A 15,335-nucleotide genomic window follows, 5' to 3' on the forward strand; every position below is an offset into this window, starting at 1 on the left:
GGCACGCCTGGGGCAGGGTCCTGCGGCATGAGGATCCCGGGACTCCGTCGTACCGCGCTCGTCGCCGCCCTGGCGGCCGCGCTCGCCCTGCCCACCGGCGGCCTGCCGACCGCCACCCCGCCGGCGAGCGCCGCGGTGCTGGCCGGCTCGGTCGTCGTCTACCAGTGCGGCACGTCCGTGTGCGCGATCGACCCCGACGTCCCCGGCTCGCGCCGCGTGGTCCGGGCCAACGCCAAGCCGGCCGGCGTGACCACCGACGGCCGGACCGCCGGGGTCGTCGACCGCTCCACCCAGACCGTCAGCGAGATCGCGCTGGCGCCCGGCGGCCTGACCCGGACCATGGCCACGCCCGGCGCGGCCGATCCGCCGGACTTCGCCGCCATCTCCGGCTCGGGCGGCGCCACCGCCTGGGTCTGGTACTACGCCTCGCTCGGCTGGTACGCCCGGGTCGCCCCGGCGGGCGCGCCCTCGACCGCCCAGGCGTCGTCGACGATGCAGCTCTCGATCGGCTGGAAGGGCGACAAGCTCATGAGCACCCACCGCGGTACGACGAGCTACGGCTCCCGCATCTGCCTGGAGGTCGCGGGCGGTCCCGGCTGCGACACCCAGCTCGCGGTCGACCCGGACCTCTCCCAGCAGACGGCGTTCCCCGACATCAACGCGGCCGGCACGATCGTCGCCGTCCGCGGCCCGGAGTCGACCGGCTTCGGCCTGCCGTACTACGGCGCGCTGGCGCTCTACCGGACCGGCTCGACGACCGGCCCCGACCGGCTGCTCACCACCGGCCAGGACACCCACCCGGAGTTCAGCGCCGAGGGCGACCGGATCGTCTTCGAGCGCAAGGACCAGGGCATCTGGGTGATCAACACCAACGGCACCGGGCTGCGCAAGATCGCCGACGGCACGATGCCCTTCTGGGGCGGTGCCCGCCGGGCCCTCGGACCGGCCCTCGCCGTCACCGGCGCCCGTCCCGTCGTCCTCGCCAAGAAGCGGCTCGTGCTGAGCACCCGCTGCCCCGCGGCCAACACCTCCGGCTGCACCGGCACGCTGACCGTCACCGCCCGCGGCAAGGTGGTCGCCCGCGGCGGCTACCGGGTCGCGGCCGGGCGCAGCGCCGCCGTCCCGCTCCGGCTGACGGCCAAGGGCAAGGCGCTCCTGCGCACGTCCCGCAAGGTCAAGGCGACGGTCCAGGCCACCGGCACCGTCCCCGCCGGCGCGACGGCCCGGGCGGTCGTGACGATCAAGCGGAAGCGCTGATACCTACAATCGCGGCATGGCCGCCCACGACACCCGTCTGCTGCTCCTGGGTGCCGTCGCGCTGTTCGAGCCGGTCAACGGCTACCAGATCCGGCGCGAGCTGCTCTCGTGGCAGGTCGACGAGTGGGCCCACGTCAACCCGGGCTCGATCTACAACGGCCTGTCCACGCTGACCAAGCAGGGCCACCTGGTCCGCCACGACCTGGTCGACGGCGGCCGGGAGGTCGCGGTCTACGAGCTCACCGACTCCGGGCGTACCGAGCTCGACCGCCTGGTCCGGGCCGGGCTCGAGGAGGTCAGCATCGTCGACCGCACGGCGTTCAGCGCCGCCTTCGGCCTGCTCCCGCTGATCCCGGTCGACCGGGCACTGCGCTCGCTCATCACCCGCCGGGTCGCCCTCGAGGGGATCGTCGCCCAGCTCGCGACGCCGGAGGCCCCGGCCGAGACACCGCCCCACGCGCTGCGGACCGTCGTCCTCTGGCTGGACGTCGCGGTGGCCGAGCTGGCCTGGCTGCGCGAGACGATCGAGCAGCTCAAAAAGGACGAGCTGCGCCTCGACCCGGCCACCTGGGCGCCGCCCGCGGACGACCCGGGGTGGCAGATGAACACCGACCGGGAGCGCTACCGTGCGCTGCTCGGGCGCTGACCGGCAGCGCTCCCGGTGCGGTGACGGTCGCTACGCGACCTTGACCTTCCTGGTCACCGAGCCCGCGGCGACACCCGTCGTGCCGGCGTAGGTCACGGTGATCGTGCGCTTTCCGCGCTTGAGCTTGACGGTGCCGGAGGCCTTGCCGCCGCGCAGGGCGATCGTCTTGACCACCTTGCCGCCGTCGCGGATCGTGACCACGCCGCCGAGCGCGGGGACGCCCGGGGCCGTGACGACGACGCTGATCGCGACCTTGCGCTTGGCGCCCTTGCGGCTGACCTGCTTGGCCTTCCAGCCGATCGCGGGCGCGGCCTTGGCGATCGTGACGGCGGCCGACCGGGTGGTCGTGTCGGCGTGGCCGGTGCCGCTCAGCGTCGCGAGGACGTCGAGCCGCTTGCCGGCGTCGGCCGGCAGGACCTGGTAGCGCTCGCTCGTCGCCCCGCGGATCGCCACCCCGTCCCGGAACCACTGGTAGGTCGTGCGGTCCGGGCTCGGCTGCGCGACCGGGGCGGCGGCGACCAGCGTCGTGCCGACCCTGGGCGTGCCGGTGATCCGCGGCGCGGACACCACCTGGTAGCCCGGCGTGTCCGTGACCACCGGCGTGGCGTCGGAGGTCTCGGCCTGGATGCGCTCGTAGCCCTCCTTGTCGGCGTACACGAGGACGGTGATGCGCTTGCCGCGGTCGGCCTCCTGCACGACGTACTCGCCGCGGGCGTCGCTGGTCCGGCGGTAGGCGCCGTCGGCGTACCAGTCGTAGCGGTAGGTCGTGGTCGTCGGCACGGCCGACACGTCGACCGCGGTGAGCGTCGAGCCGACGTACGGGCTGCCGGCGATGCGGGGCTTGGAGATGGACGTGAACAGCCGGCCCTTGACCTGGACCTGCGGGGTGTCGCTGAAGGCCGTGCCGTACGTGCCGTTCGTGGCGTTGGTGCGGAACACCAGCGTCGAGCCGATGTCGGCGTTGGTCGGCGTGTAGGTCAGGCCGGTGCCGACGGTGCTGACGACCTCGTCGGTCACCTTGAGCCACTGCCCGGTCTTGGTGACGGTGTCGGTCGGCCCGAACGTCGCGTGCGTGGCCTGGATCGTGGTGCCGGCGCGGAAGACGTTGCCGGGCAGCGTCGTGACCGTGGGCGCGGCCGCGACCCCGAGGCGCCGGAAGCCCTGCACCAGGAAGTCCCCACCCGCGACGACGGACACGGCGTTGGAGCCCGACGGTGCCGGCGAGCGGCGGATCCCGGTGGCGCCGGATCCCCAGACGCCCGCGACGGGCGACTGCTCCGACGTACCGGCGGAGAAGCCGTCGCCCGCGGCGATCTGCACCCACCGGTCACCCGGCGCGAGCGCGGGGATGTTGAGGGCGCCCTCGGCGTTGCTGCCCCAGGCGACGATCTCGCCGTCCTCGGTCAGCGCGAGGGCGTGGTGCTCGCCCGCGGCGATCTGGACGACCTTGCGGCCGTCGAGCGAGGCCGGCACCTTGGCCGCGCCATAGGTGTTGTCGCCCCAGGCGTAGACCTTGCCCGAGGTCGAGAGCGAGACCGAGAAGCCGTTGCCGGCCGCGATGTCCTTCATCGTGCCCAGCAGCACCGAGGTCGGCGGCAGCGTGGCGCCCGTCGCGGCCCGGCCCCAACCGGCCACCTTGCCCGTCGACATCAGCGCGAGCGCGTGGTCATGACCCGCGGCGACCTTGGCGACGTCACCGTCGACGATCGGCTGCGGCACGCTGTCGAGGCTGTACGGCGTGCTCCCCCAGACCCGGATGTTGAAGTCGTCGCCGAGGACCACGTTGAACCCGTCGCCGGCCGCGACGTCGATCGTGCCGAGGTTCTGCAGGTAGTCCGGCACCGAGCCCTCGCCGTGCGTGTTGTCGCCCCAGGCGTAGAGCTTCTTGTCGGTGGTCGCCGCGACGCCCTGGTGCTCGCCGAGCGAGATCGACTGGACGACCTTGAGCCCGCTGCGCAGGTCGGCCGGCAGCTGGGTCTGGCCGTAGTCGTTGCTGCCCCACGCCTGCAGCGCGCTGGCCGAGTACGCCGGGACGGCGTGCCCCGGGGGCGCCGCGGCCACGGTGGCGCCGGCGGCGAGCGCGAGGGTCGCGAGCCACGTGGCCGCGCGGGGCGAGAAGGGCTGACGTCGCGCCCGGTCAGGCGCTGTCGTGGTGGACATGGTCTCTCCTTGGGTGTCGTCGACGGACGCACACGTCGCGACCGTCCCGGTCAGGCTCGGACGAGGCACTGGGAGCCGGCTGGGAGCCGGTTGGGGCCGCGGCCCCCGCACCACCGGAAATCCCTCGCCGATGAATCACTGTCGGTGGCATGGTCTGTGCTGGGGGTGGCGGGCTGCGCGGCGCCGATTGACAGCGCTGTGTTCAATCTTGAATACTCGCCATATTCAACCTTGACTACGAGGGGATCGAGATGATCGAAGCACGAGGACTCGTGCAGACCTTCCACACCGGACAGGGCAAGCAGAAGCGCGAGGTCCACGCCGTGCGCGGCGTCGACCTCGACGTCGCGGAGGGCGAGGTCGTCGGCTTCCTCGGCCCCAACGGCGCCGGCAAGACCACGACGCTGCGCATGCTCACCACACTGCTGCGCCCGACCGCGGGCACCGCGACCGTGGCCGGCTTCGACGTCGCGACCCAGGCCGTCGACGTCCGGCGCAGCATCGGCTACTGCTCCCAGGTCGGCTCGACCTTCTCCGGTGCCTACGCCGGCGACGAGGTCGTCGACCACGGCATGCTCTACGGGATGTCCAAGAAGGCCGCCGTGGCCAAGGGCCAGGAGCTCTTCGACAAGCTCCAGCTCGAGGGCCTGTGGCGCCGGATGCCCAAGAACATGTCCGGCGGCCAGAAGCGCCGCCTCGACATCGCGATGGCGCTCATCCACTCCCCCGGACTGGTCTTCCTCGACGAGCCGACCACCGGGCTCGACCCGCAGGCGCGGATCAACCTGTGGCACCACATCGCCGACCTGCGGGCCAAGGACGGCGCGACCGTCTTCCTGACCACGCACTACCTCGACGAGGCCGACGCGCTGGCCGACCGGATCGTGATCATCGACAAGGGCGAGATCGTGGCCAGCGACACCGCCGACAACCTCAAGGCCGCCGTCGCCGGCGACCTGGTCGACCTCGAGGTCGGCTCCGACGAGCAGGTCGCGATCACCCGCGACAAGCTCGGCTCGATCAGCGCGGACGTCGAGGTCGACGGCCGCCGGGTCCGCGGCCGGGTGGCGCGCGCCGGCAAGGCCGTGCCCGGCCTGCTGCGCGACCTGGAGACCTCCGGCGTCTCGCTCGAGTCGATCGAGATCGTCCGGCCCACGCTCGACGACGTCTTCCTCACCCTCACCGGGCGCTCGCTGCGCGACGCCGAGGCCGCGGCCGAGGCCAAGGAGAGCCCCGACGAGGCCGCCGACGCCGCGACCACCGAAGGAGCCCCGGCATGAACACCTTCTTCCGCGAGTCCTGGATCGTCTTCAACCGCCAGCTCCGGATGAACCTGCGCAATCCCGCGTGGGTGATCATCGGGATGCTCCAGCCGGTCCTCTACCTGCTGCTCTTCGGCCCGCTGCTCGAGCCGGTCATCGCCCAGCTCGGCGGCAACAAGTACACCTGGTTCGTGCCGGGCATGCTCGTCCAGCTCGGCATCTTCGGCGCCTTCTTCGCCGGCTTCTCGCTCATCGGCGAGTGGCGCGAGGGCGTCATCGAGGCCGAGCGGGTCACCCCGGCCCACCGCTCCGCGCTGCTCTTCGGGCGCCTCTACCGCGACCTGCTCCAGCTGTTCGTGCAGGCCGTCATCCTGATCGGCCTGGGTCTGGTGCTCGGCATGGACGCCTCCTTCGGCGGCATCGTGCTCGGCGTCGTGCTCACCCTGATGCTCGGCGGCGCCTGCGCCGCGGCGTCCAACGCACTCGCGCTCACCACCAAGAGCGAGGACGTGATGGCGCCGGTCATCAACGTCGTGATGATGCCGGTACTGCTGCTCAGCGGCATCCTGCTCCCGATGAGCTTCGGCGCCGGCTGGCTCGAGCGGCTCTCGGACTTCATGCCGATCAAGCACATCGTCGACGCCGTGCGGGCCTCGTTCTTCGGCGACTACGACAGCTCGCTGCTGTGGGGTGTCGGCTGGACGGTCGTGCTCTTCGGGCTCGCCGTCTGGTGGGGCACCTCGGTGTTCAAGAAGGAGAACGCCTGAGCTGAGCGCGCCCCCGGCCCGCCCGGGGGCGCGCCCGAGGCGCCGGGCTCGTCGCGCAGGAGCAGCGCGAGGCCGACGCCGATCGCCGCGGCGGCCAGCGCCGCGACGATCATCAGCAGCCACCACTTTCCGGTGCCGGTGCCGCGCCGGGCGGGTCCCGGAGCCGGCGCCGACAGGTAGGCCGGCGGCGGCGCATAGACCGGAGGCGCCGCCGGAGCAGGAGCAGGCGCACGCACGGGCGGCGGGCTCGGTGGTCGGGCCGGAGGCCGCACCGCGGTCGGCCCACCCACGACCGGCGTCGCCGGTCCGGGCGTCACCGGCAGCCGCAGCGCCGCCTGCAGGTCCGCGCTCATCTCGGCCGCCCGCTGGTAGCGCTCGCCCGGCTCCTTGGCCATCGCCGTGCGCAGGATCCGGTTGGCCGCGTGCACCATCGGGCTGCCGCCGGCCAGCTGGGGCACCGGCTCGCGCACGTGGGCCGCGACGAGCTGGTAGTCCGACCGCCCCTGGTACGGCGGCGCCCCGGTCAGCGCCACCCACAGCAGGCAGCCCAGCGCGTAGATGTCGGTCACCGCGCCCGCCCGGGCGCCCCCGTGCAGCTCGGGCGCCATGTACGTCGGCGTCCCCGCGGTCGTCGTGCTGAACAGGGTGGCGTCGGCGTTCATCCGCCGCGCGATGCCGAAGTCGGCGAGGTAGGCCCGCACCGAACCGGGCCGGCGCCGGACCAGGACGTTGCCGGGCTTGATGTCGCGGTGCACGAGTCCGGCGTCGTGGGCGTCGGCCAGGCCGCTGGTGACCTGCTCGATGATCTCGAGCCCCTCGACCAGCGAGGGCGTGCCCTCGGTCCGGATCAGGTGCCCGAGGTCGCCGCCGGGGATGAGCTGGCTGGCGAGGTAGAGGTAGCCGTCCTCCTCGCCGTGGGCGTAGACCGCGACCACGTGGGCCGACTCCAGCGAGGCCTGGGCCCGCGCCTCGCGGGTGAACCGGGCGCGGAACTCGGGGTCGTGGGCGAACAGCGGCGCGATCACCTTGAGCGCGACCTCGCGGCCGAGGTTCTCCTCGAGCGCCCGGTAGACCACCCCCATGCCGCCCTGACCGAGCTGCTCGATCAGCCGGAAGCGCCCGATCCGGGCGCCCGGGCCGAGGTCGCCGGGCGGCTGCGGGAAGGACACCCCTCCGTTTTACCGGACGGAGATGTCAGGCGCCCGCAGGCACCGGCTCCCGCTCGCCGGAGGACGCGCTGCCGGCGTCGTCGTCCGGGCCGCCGCCCTCGCGGAAGCCGTGCCGGTCCCACCAGCGGGCCAGGGGTGCGGGCGCCCACCAGTTCCAGCGGCCGAGGAGCTTCATCGTGGCCGGCACCAGCAGCGCCCGGACGACGGTCGCGTCGACCAGGATCGCGACGAGCATGCCGAGGCCCATCATCTTCATGAACACCACGCCGCTGAGGCTGAACGCCCCGATCACGACGGCGAGCAGGAGCGCGGCGCTGGTGATGATCCGGCCGGTCTTCTGCACACCGGTCTGCACGGCGAGGTCGTTGTCGCCGGTCGCGTCCCACTGCTCGCGCACCCGGGACAGCAGGAACACCTCGTAGTCCATCGACAGCCCGAAGAGCACGGCCAGCATCACGATCGGGTTGGTCATGTCGAGGAAGCCCTGGGGCGTGAACCCCAGCAGCCCGGACAGGTGGCCGTCGCTGAAGATCCAGGTGACGACGCCGAAGGACGCGGTGATCGAGAAGGCGTTCATCAAGATCGCCTTGAGCGGCAGGATCACCGAGCCGAAGGCGAGGAACAGCAGCACCAGCATCACGCCGACCACGATCAGGCCCATGAGCGGCAGGTGGTCGCCGACCGACTGGGCGAGGTCGACGGTGTCGGCGGTGAGCCCGCCGACGAGCGCCTCGGAGCCCTCCGGCGCCGGGACGTCGCGCAGGTCGCGGACCACCTGCTGGGAGGCCTCGGTCTGGCTGTTGCCGTCCCACGCGGCGCGCAGCAGCGTGGTGCCGCCCTCGCTCACGACGGGACGGACGTCGACGACGCCGGGGACCTGCTCCAGCCCCCGCGTGTACGTCGCCAGCGCGCTCTCGTCGGCGCCCTCGACCAGGATGTTGGCGGTCGAGCGCTCCGGGCCGAACTCGCTGTTGAGCCGCTCGGAGGCCTGGTGCGACGGGGTGTCGTCCGGCAGCACCCGGTAGTCGACGCTGCCCCACTTGACCCCGAGGAAGGGCGAGGCGACGGCGAGCAGGATCGCCGCGACCGCCACGGCCACCACGACCGGGCGGCGCATCACCGCGCGGGCCAGCCGGGCCCAGGCGCCGTGGTCGCTCTCGGTGGGCGTCGAGCGCTGCAGGAACGGGATCCGGACCGCGTCGATCCGGGCGCCGAGCAGGGCGAGCGCGGCCGGCAGCACCGTGAGCGCGGCGACCATCGCGATGAGCACGGCCGCGATGCCGCCGTACCCGATGGACTTGAGGAAGGTCTGGGGGAAGACGAGGAGCGAGCTCATCGCCGCGGCGACGGTGAGCGCGGAGAAGGCGACGGTCCGGCCGGCGGTCGCCATCGTGCGCACCAGCGCCCGCCGGGTGTCGTCGGGAGTGCGGGCGATCTCCTCGCGGAAGCGGGAGACCACGAAGAGCGCGTAGTCGATCGCCAGGCCCAGCCCGAGCAGCGTGATGATGTTGGGCGCGAAGATCGAGACGTCGACGAGCTCGTTGAGCCCGGCGATCGTGGCGCGGGCGCCCAGCACCGCGACCGCGCCGACGAGCAGGGGCATCAGCGCGGCGACCACGCTGCGGAAGATGATGAGCGAGAGCAGCAGCACGACCGGCATCGAGACCAGCTCGGCGCGCAGGAGGTCGGACTTCGTCTCCTCGTTGACGTCGCTGTAGACGGCGTACGGTCCGGCGAGCTCGGTGTGCAGCGTGCTCTTCTCGACCGCCGGGCGCAGCTCGTCGAACGAGTCGATGAAGTCGTTCTGGCTGCTGCCGGCGAGCGAGACGTAGACGGCCGTCGCGTGCCGGTCGGTGCTGACCATCGCGGGGTCCTGCACGTCGTACCAGGTGGCGACGGAGACGACGCTGTCCTGCGGGATCGCCGCGACCGTACGGCGTACCTCGGCCTCGAAGGCGGGGTCCGAGACGGTCGCGTCGTCGCTGGAGAACAGGACGATCGTGTCGATGGAGCGGTTGCCGAAGGCGGCCCGCTCCTGGACCAGCTCGCGGGCCGACTCGGTGCCCGGGTCGTCGAAGCCGCCGGCGGCGAGCTTGTCCTCCAGGCCGACGCCGGCCAGGGCGGCCAGGGCGGTGACGCCCAGCCCGACCAGCAGCACGGCCACCGCACGGCGCACGACCAGGGCGCCCCATCGCTCGATCATGGTCAGTCCTCCGAAGGCGCAGCAGTGATGCGGGATCAGGTCAGTTAACAGGCATAACGGTAAACGCCGTTAACGATCGTGTCAACGCATCACTGCCACGCCCCGAGCCAGGGTCGGCTCAGCCGCGGGCGAAGGCGATCACGAAGCCGCCGTCCTGCGGTGTCACCTGGACGAAGACGTCGCCGGCCGTCGCGGTCACGATCGACCGGCCGATGCCGTCGGTCTCCCGGGTCGCCTCGAACGAGGCGAGCGCGCTCTCGTAGCCGGCCAGGACCTCCTCCTCGGAGGCCTCGGTGGCGTAGGAGGCGGTCTCGTTCTGCCCGCCGATGGTCTCGCTGGTCAGGCAGAGGACCGCCTCGACCGGCGGGTCCGGGAAGCCGTCGGGCAGCAGCGTGACGTCGCCGAGGTCGGGCGTGCCGATCGCCAGCGGGAACGGCTCCTTGCATTCCTCGGGGACGTCGCCGAGGACGTCGTCGCCGCCGTCCCCACCGCCGTCCCCACCCCCGTCCTCGGTGACGGCCGGGCCGCCACCGTCGGCGCCCGGGGTGGGCTCGGTGTCGTCGTCGCCGCACCCGGCGGCGATCAGGGCGAGGGCCGCCAGGGCGGCGGCGAGCGCGGTCCTCATCGGCGCACCTTCACGATCCGGCTGGTCGCCACGGCGTTCTGGAAGCCCGCGCGCGCCACGCTCACCCGCACGCTCAACCGGTGCCGGCGGTCGGCCTTCTTGACCTTGTACGTCGCCGCGGTCGCCCGCGGGATCGCCCGGCCGTCGCGTAGCCACTGGTAGCGCAGCGACGTCGGCTGCGGGCTCCAGGTCCCGGGCCGCGCCGCGAGTCGCACCCCGGGACGCACCGCGCGGGGCGCCTTGATGCTCGGCGCCGCCTGCACCGCGAAGCGATGGGTCGGCCGGGTGCTCTGCAGCGCGGCGTTGCTCCAGTACGGGGCCCGGGCACCAGGAACGGCGAGCGTCTCCTGGACCGAGCAATCGAGCGGGTCGTCCTTGACCCAGACGCCGCCCGGCCCGGCCCAGGCCAGCGCGCTGCTGTCGGGCGCGAAGGTCGGACTGGCGAACTCCGCGCTCGTAACGCCGGTCCAGCACTGCTGGGTCGGCCAGGTCGGCCGGGGACCGCTGAGCACGTTGCCGTTGACGCTCGAGATCATGATGTGCGCCTCGCCGCCCTCACCGCGCGTCGACGCGAACGCGGTGCCGTCGCGCGAGACGGTCGGCTCGAAGAGCGGGTGGAAGTCGGTGGACGACTGCGCGTCGTGGAACCAGAACTGCTGCTGGCGCGCCAGGTCGAAGAGGTGGATCGAGTCGAAGTCGGTGCCGTTGAGGACGAGCCGGCTGCCGGTCACCCACGACGGGTTGTCGTAGAACGCCACCCCCTGCTGGGTCGCCGGCGTCAGCACGGTCGCGGCGCTGACGGCCGTCACCCAGCGCTCCCGGCAGGCGCTGCCGTCGGGCGGGCAGGTGAAGTGCTCGTAGGTGTAGGTGATCTTGGAGCCGTCGGGCGAGATCGTGGTGTCCGCGATCGTGCCGCCGATCGGCTGCTTCGAGGAGTCGCGCAGGTCCGGCGGGTCGAACGAGCTGAGCACCGTGCCCCACTGGTCCATCCGGTAGACGACGCTGCCGCGCGCGGCGACGACGATGCCGTTGTCGGCGCTGCTCGGAGAACGCCACGGGTTCGCGGAGGTGCCGTTGGTGGTCAGCCGGCGCTCGCCGGAGCCGTCCGGGCGGGCGACGTACACGTCGTGGCCCTTGAGGTAGACGATCGTGCCCAGGCTCGCGGGCGCCGCGGCGCCGGCCGCGGCTGCCGCGGCCGGTGCGGCCGGCAGGGGGGCCGCCGCGACCAGGAGGGGGAGCGCGAGGAGTGCGCTCGCGCGGAGTAAGCGGGAATATCGCATGGCCCCGAGGCTGCGGTGCCCGGTGACCCGGAACCCAGTGCCGCACGGCCCGACTTCCCGGGCGCCGACCGCTAACGACGTAAACTATGGTGTCAGCCTGTCACTCTCGAGGGAGCACCCATGGCCCATCTCCGCGCACCGGTCACCCGGCGCGAACGCCAGCGCCAGGCGACGTACGACGAGATCGTGGAGGTCTCCTCCGCGCTGCTCGACGAGGGCGCCGACCTGTCCCTGCGCGCGGTCGCGGGGCGGATGGGGATGACGGCTCCGGCGCTCTACCGCTACGTCGCGAGCTACCAGCAGCTCGTCGACCTCGTCGCCTTCGAGCTCGACAAGGCGGCGACGGCGGAGTGGGAGCAGGCCGCGGCGCGGTTCCCCGAGGACGACCCGGCGGGCCGGCTCGCGGTCGCCTGCGTCCGCTTCCGGCACTGGGCACTGTCCCGGCCGCACCAGTTCGCGCTGGTCTTCGCCAACCCCATCGCCGAGGCCGACACCGAGCGCCGCGAGCTGCTCACCCTGGCCACATCCGGGCACTACTTCACCGACCTGCTCTGGGACATCTGGGAGAAGTACCGCTTCCCCTACCCCCGCCTCGACGAGCTCGACCCGGTCATCCGCGAGTCCGTCCTCGACCCGCTGATCCCGGCCAAGGCCGAGCACATCGCCCCGGCCGAGCGCGGCCTGCTGTGGATCTACATGCGCGCCTGGTCGGCCCTGTACGGCGTGGTCACGCTCGAGTCGACGGGCCACTGCGACCCGCGCGTGATCGCCTCGGGCCAGCTGTTCCGGGCCGTCATCCTCGACTGGCTGGGACCACTGGGCCTCGACGGCGAGCGCGCCCGGCTGACCGCGATCATCGACGAGGAGCTGGCCCGGACGCCGGCCTGATCCCTCACGCCACCCACGGCGGGAGGACGGGCTCGCCCGGCGTCCCCTCGTCGGCGATCGGCACGGCCCGGCCGCGGCCGGCGCCGCACACCAGGAACTCCACGTCGTCGGCACCGGCCGCGATCCGGCGCTGCACACCGGCCGGGAAGGTCACCGCGTCCCCGGGCGCCAGTCGCTCCTCGGCGCCGTCGCCGGCGACCGTCGGCTCCCCGGCGAGCACCACCCAGACCTGCTCTACGTCGAAGAGGTGGCGCGGACCCTGCTGACCCGCGCTCATCGCGACCCTCCAGACGCTGAGGTCCGCGGTCGCGCTCAGCGTCGGCGAGGCGAGCGTGGTCATGACGGCGTTGGGGGTGGCCGAGACGCGCTGCTCGGCGGGGCGGGTGATGCGCACAGGGGCCTCCAGATGGTCAAGTTGCTTGACCATCAACGTACGGCGGCCGCACGGAATGGTCAAGCAGATTGACGATCACCAGACCGGGCGCACCCCGCCCGCGGGCGCCGGGGGCGCCACGGCCAGGTAGGTGGCGAGCGCCTCGGTCAGCGCGGCGTACCGGCGCGCCCCGACCGTCCCCGCCACCTCGTCCTCGACCGTGCGCCAGGCCTGGTCGGCCGTCGCGAGCACGGACCGGCCGCGGTCGGTCGCGGTCACCTCGCGCGCTCGCCGGTCGGTCGGGTTGACCGCGCGCGCCACCAGTCCCCGGCCCTCGAGCAGGTCGACCATCTGGCTCGCCGCCTGCTTGGTCACCTGGAGCAGCTCGGCCAGCCCCCCGACGCTGTACGGCGCCCCGGCCACCGCGCGCAGCAGGTAGGCATGGGCGGGCTTGAGCTCCTCGCCGAGCAGCTCCGCGAGCACCTCGGCGTGCCGGTCGGCCAACGCCCGGAAGGCGAAGGCGAACTGCATCCCGAGGTTCGGCTCAGCCATCAGCCCATCAGCCCATCAGCCCCAGAACACCTCGCGCACCCAGGCCGGCACCAGCTCGCCCGCCTTGCCCTGGCGCGACTCGTGGAAGAAGTGGCTGCCCTCGCTCGGCTCCAGGTTGAGCTCGAGCGTCCGGGCGCCGTGCCGGCGCGCGTGCTGGACGAAGCCGGCGGCGGGGTAGACCGCGCCCGACGTCCCGACCGAGACGAACAGCGAGGCGTCCGAGAGCGCGTCCGCGATCCGGTCCATCTCGTAGGGCACCTCGCCGAACCAGACGACGTCCGGGCGCAGGTCGGCCACGCCGCACTTCGGGCAGACCGGCTCGTCCGCGAGGGTGCCGTCCCACGGCACGATCGCGCCGCAGGAGCGGCACATCGCCTTGAGCAGCTCGCCGTGCATGTGCACGACGTTGCGCGATCCGGCCCGCTCGTGGAGGTCGTCGATGTTCTGGGTGACGACGAGCAGCCCCTCGCCGAGCGTCTCCTCGAGCTCGGCCAGCGCGCGGTGCGCCGCATTGGGCTCGACGGTCCGCAGCGCCGCGCGCCGGTCGTCGTAGAAGCGCTGCACCGTGGCCCGGTCGCGGTCGAAGCCCTCGGGCGTCGCCACGTCCTCGACCCGGTGGCCCTCCCAGAGCCCGTCGGCGTCCCGGAACGTCGGTACGCCGCTCTCCGCGGAGATGCCGGCACCGGTGAGGACGACGATCTGAGGCACGAACGGAGGCTACCTGCCTCGCTGGTGACCGCCGTCACCCGTCCGTGCCCCAGACCGTCCCGGCGCCGGATCGCTCAGTCGAGCAGCGCGACGACCGTGCCCGCCGCGACGGTCCGGCCGCCCTCACGGACGGCGAACCCGAGCCCGACCTCCATCGCGACCGGCTTGCCGAGCTCGACGACGACCTCGACGGTGTCGCCCGGCGCGACGACGGCGACCTCCCCCAGGTCCATCCCGCCCGACACGTCGGTCGTGCGGAAGTAGAACTGCGGGCGGTAGTCCGCCGCGAACGGCGTGTGCCGGCCACCCTCGGCCGTGCTCAGCGCGTGCAGGTTCGCCCGGAACCGGGCGTGCGGCGTGACCGAGCCGGGCGCGACCAGCACCTGGCCACGCCGGACCTCCTCACGTCGTACGCCGCGCAGGAGGATGGCCGCGTTGTCGCCGGCCTGGACCTCGTCCAGCGTCTTGCCGAACGTCTCCAGCCCGGTCGCCACGCTCGCGACCGTCGGACCGAGCCCGACGACCTCGACCGCCTCCCCCGCACGCAGCGAACCGCGCTCGACCGCGCCGGTGACGACCGTGCCGCGCCCACTGATGGTGAGCACGTTCTCGATCGGCATCAGGAACGGCTCCCCGAGCTCGCGCTCAGGGACCGGCACGTAGTCGTCGACCGCCTGGAGCAGGTCGCCGACCGACCGGGTCCAGCGCGGGTCGCCCTCGAGCGCCTTGAGCGCGGAGACCCGCACCACGGGCACCTCGTCGCCGGGGAAGCCGTACTCGCTGAGCAGCTCGCGCATCTCGAGCTCGACCAGGTCGAGCAGCTCGTCGTCCTCGACGGCGTCCGACTTGTTGAGCGCGACGACGAGGTACGGCACCCCGACGCGCTGCGCCAGCAGCACGTGCTCGCGGGTCTGGGGCATGGTGCCCTCCTGCGCGGAGACGACGAGGATCGCGGCGTCCACCTGGGCGGCGCCGGTGATCATGTTCTTCACGTAGTCGGCGTGCCCCGGCATGTCGACGTGGGCGTAGTGACGGGTCGCCGTCTCGTACTCCACGTGCGCGATGTTGATCGTGATCCCCCGCTGGACCTCCTCGGGAGCGCGGTCGATCCCGTCGAAGGCGACGAAGGTGTTCTGGGTCGGGTCGGCGTCGGCGAGCACCTTGGTGATCGCTGCGGTCAGCGTGGTCTTGCCGTGGTCGACGTGACCCATCGTCCCGATGTTGAGGTGCGGCTTGGTCCGCACGAACTGGCCCTTGGCCATGGTGGTTCTGCTTCCTTGCTGGTGGTTCGTCGGCGTACGACGTGGGCGAGGGCGTGCCAGACCGCTCGCGCCCGGGACCGGGTGGAACCGACCCTCCTCCTTCGGTCCCGCTGGGGCGGGAGGAGGGTCAGCGTCGCGCGCCGGCGAGCGAGAACGACAGGTTCGCGGCACCGGCGCAGCGCG

The 15,335-nt window shown here is 72.9% G+C and carries 14 protein-coding genes; 5 read left to right on the top strand and 9 right to left on the bottom strand.

The window, feature by feature from the left end:
- The first annotated feature begins 27 nt into the window (after positions 1-27).
- The gene (locus tag M0M48_RS21635; RefSeq protein ID WP_257752703.1) at positions 28-1,257 is read left to right on the top strand and encodes a hypothetical protein; all 1,230 of its coding nucleotides are present in this window, start codon (positions 28-30) and stop codon (positions 1,255-1,257) included.
- A gap of 16 nt (positions 1,258-1,273) precedes the next feature.
- The gene (locus M0M48_RS21640) at positions 1,274-1,903 is read left to right on the top strand and encodes a PadR family transcriptional regulator (RefSeq protein ID WP_215812550.1); all 630 of its coding nucleotides are present in this window, start codon (positions 1,274-1,276) and stop codon (positions 1,901-1,903) included.
- 30 nt (positions 1,904-1,933) lie between these two features.
- Here M0M48_RS21640 and M0M48_RS21645 read toward each other — a convergent pair whose 3' ends face one another.
- Positions 1,934-4,063 carry a hypothetical protein gene (locus tag M0M48_RS21645; protein WP_257752704.1) on the bottom strand — a complete coding sequence of 710 codons (2,130 nt, stop codon included), beginning with the start codon at positions 4,061-4,063 and terminating at the stop codon, positions 1,934-1,936.
- A gap of 251 nt (positions 4,064-4,314) precedes the next feature.
- Here M0M48_RS21645 and M0M48_RS21650 point away from each other — a divergent pair, with 251 nt between their 5' ends.
- Complete coding sequence (locus M0M48_RS21650; protein ID WP_257752705.1) at positions 4,315-5,343, top strand: ATP-binding cassette domain-containing protein; 1,029 nt, start codon at positions 4,315-4,317, stop codon at positions 5,341-5,343.
- Positions 5,340-6,092 carry an ABC transporter permease gene (locus M0M48_RS21655; RefSeq protein ID WP_215812547.1) on the top strand — a complete coding sequence of 251 codons (753 nt, stop codon included), beginning with the start codon at positions 5,340-5,342 and terminating at the stop codon, positions 6,090-6,092. The genes M0M48_RS21650 and M0M48_RS21655 overlap by 4 nt, the downstream gene beginning before the upstream one ends.
- Here M0M48_RS21655 and M0M48_RS21660 read toward each other — a convergent pair.
- The 4 genes from M0M48_RS21660 to M0M48_RS21675 form a co-directional block, all read right to left on the bottom strand.
- On the bottom strand, positions 5,993-7,261 hold the full coding sequence (locus tag M0M48_RS21660) for a serine/threonine-protein kinase (protein WP_215812546.1): 1,269 nt from the start codon (positions 7,259-7,261) through the stop codon (positions 5,993-5,995). The two genes, M0M48_RS21655 and M0M48_RS21660, sit on opposite strands and share 100 nt — an antisense overlap.
- A gap of 25 nt (positions 7,262-7,286) precedes the next feature.
- Positions 7,287-9,464, bottom strand: coding sequence for an MMPL family transporter (locus tag M0M48_RS21665; RefSeq protein WP_257752706.1), 2,178 nt, complete (start codon positions 9,462-9,464; stop codon positions 7,287-7,289).
- A 118-nt stretch (positions 9,465-9,582) separates the two neighbouring features.
- Positions 9,583-10,089 carry a hypothetical protein gene (locus M0M48_RS21670; protein ID WP_257752707.1) on the bottom strand — a complete coding sequence of 169 codons (507 nt, stop codon included), beginning with the start codon at positions 10,087-10,089 and terminating at the stop codon, positions 9,583-9,585.
- Positions 10,086-11,369 (bottom strand): hypothetical protein, encoded by a 1,284-nt coding sequence (locus tag M0M48_RS21675; RefSeq protein ID WP_257752708.1) that lies wholly within the window; start codon positions 11,367-11,369, stop codon positions 10,086-10,088. The genes M0M48_RS21670 and M0M48_RS21675 overlap by 4 nt, the downstream gene beginning before the upstream one ends.
- Positions 11,370-11,489: 120 nt before the next feature.
- Here M0M48_RS21675 and M0M48_RS21680 point away from each other — a divergent pair, with 120 nt between their 5' ends.
- Positions 11,490-12,257 carry a TetR/AcrR family transcriptional regulator gene (locus M0M48_RS21680; protein WP_257752709.1) on the top strand — a complete coding sequence of 256 codons (768 nt, stop codon included), beginning with the start codon at positions 11,490-11,492 and terminating at the stop codon, positions 12,255-12,257.
- Between the two features lie 4 nt (positions 12,258-12,261).
- Here the strand turns inward: M0M48_RS21680 and M0M48_RS21685 are convergent, their stop codons facing one another.
- The 4 genes from M0M48_RS21685 to tuf all read right to left on the bottom strand — a co-directional run bounded on the left by M0M48_RS21685 (position 12,262) and on the right by tuf (position 15,152).
- Positions 12,262-12,651 carry a cupin domain-containing protein gene (locus M0M48_RS21685; RefSeq protein ID WP_257752710.1) on the bottom strand — a complete coding sequence of 130 codons (390 nt, stop codon included), beginning with the start codon at positions 12,649-12,651 and terminating at the stop codon, positions 12,262-12,264.
- Between the two features lie 75 nt (positions 12,652-12,726).
- A complete protein-coding gene (locus M0M48_RS21690) occupies positions 12,727-13,182 on the bottom strand; it encodes a MarR family winged helix-turn-helix transcriptional regulator (RefSeq protein WP_257752711.1) in 456 nt (151 codons plus the stop codon).
- A 15-nt stretch (positions 13,183-13,197) separates the two neighbouring features.
- A complete protein-coding gene (gene cobB / locus M0M48_RS21695; protein WP_257752712.1) occupies positions 13,198-13,890 on the bottom strand; it encodes a Sir2 family NAD+-dependent deacetylase in 693 nt (230 codons plus the stop codon).
- 74 nt (positions 13,891-13,964) lie between these two features.
- Complete coding sequence (gene tuf / locus M0M48_RS21700; RefSeq protein WP_215812538.1) at positions 13,965-15,152, bottom strand: elongation factor Tu; 1,188 nt, start codon at positions 15,150-15,152, stop codon at positions 13,965-13,967.
- Positions 15,153-15,335 lie beyond the last annotated feature (183 nt).

The organism is Pimelobacter simplex (genome assembly GCF_024662235.1).
Classification (GTDB): Bacteria; Actinomycetota; Actinomycetes; order Propionibacteriales; family Nocardioidaceae; genus Nocardioides.

Coding starts and splice junctions, on each gene's coding strand:
- M0M48_RS21635 (WP_257752703.1), top strand. CDS start 28: ATGAGGATCCCGGGACTCCGTCGTACCGCGCTCGTCGCCGCCCTGGCG.
- M0M48_RS21640 (WP_215812550.1), top strand. CDS start 1,274: ATGGCCGCCCACGACACCCGTCTGCTGCTCCTGGGTGCCGTCGCGCTG.
- M0M48_RS21645 (WP_257752704.1), bottom strand. CDS start 4,063: ATGTCCACCACGACAGCGCCTGACCGGGCGCGACGTCAGCCCTTCTCG.
- M0M48_RS21650 (WP_257752705.1), top strand. CDS start 4,315: ATGATCGAAGCACGAGGACTCGTGCAGACCTTCCACACCGGACAGGGC.
- M0M48_RS21655 (WP_215812547.1), top strand. CDS start 5,340: ATGAACACCTTCTTCCGCGAGTCCTGGATCGTCTTCAACCGCCAGCTC.
- M0M48_RS21665 (WP_257752706.1), bottom strand. CDS start 9,464: ATGATCGAGCGATGGGGCGCCCTGGTCGTGCGCCGTGCGGTGGCCGTG.
- M0M48_RS21670 (WP_257752707.1), bottom strand. CDS start 10,089: ATGAGGACCGCGCTCGCCGCCGCCCTGGCGGCCCTCGCCCTGATCGCC.
- M0M48_RS21675 (WP_257752708.1), bottom strand. CDS start 11,369: ATGCGATATTCCCGCTTACTCCGCGCGAGCGCACTCCTCGCGCTCCCC.
- M0M48_RS21680 (WP_257752709.1), top strand. CDS start 11,490: ATGGCCCATCTCCGCGCACCGGTCACCCGGCGCGAACGCCAGCGCCAG.
- M0M48_RS21690 (WP_257752711.1), bottom strand. CDS start 13,182: ATGGCTGAGCCGAACCTCGGGATGCAGTTCGCCTTCGCCTTCCGGGCG.
- tuf (WP_215812538.1), bottom strand. CDS start 15,152: ATGGCCAAGGGCCAGTTCGTGCGGACCAAGCCGCACCTCAACATCGGG.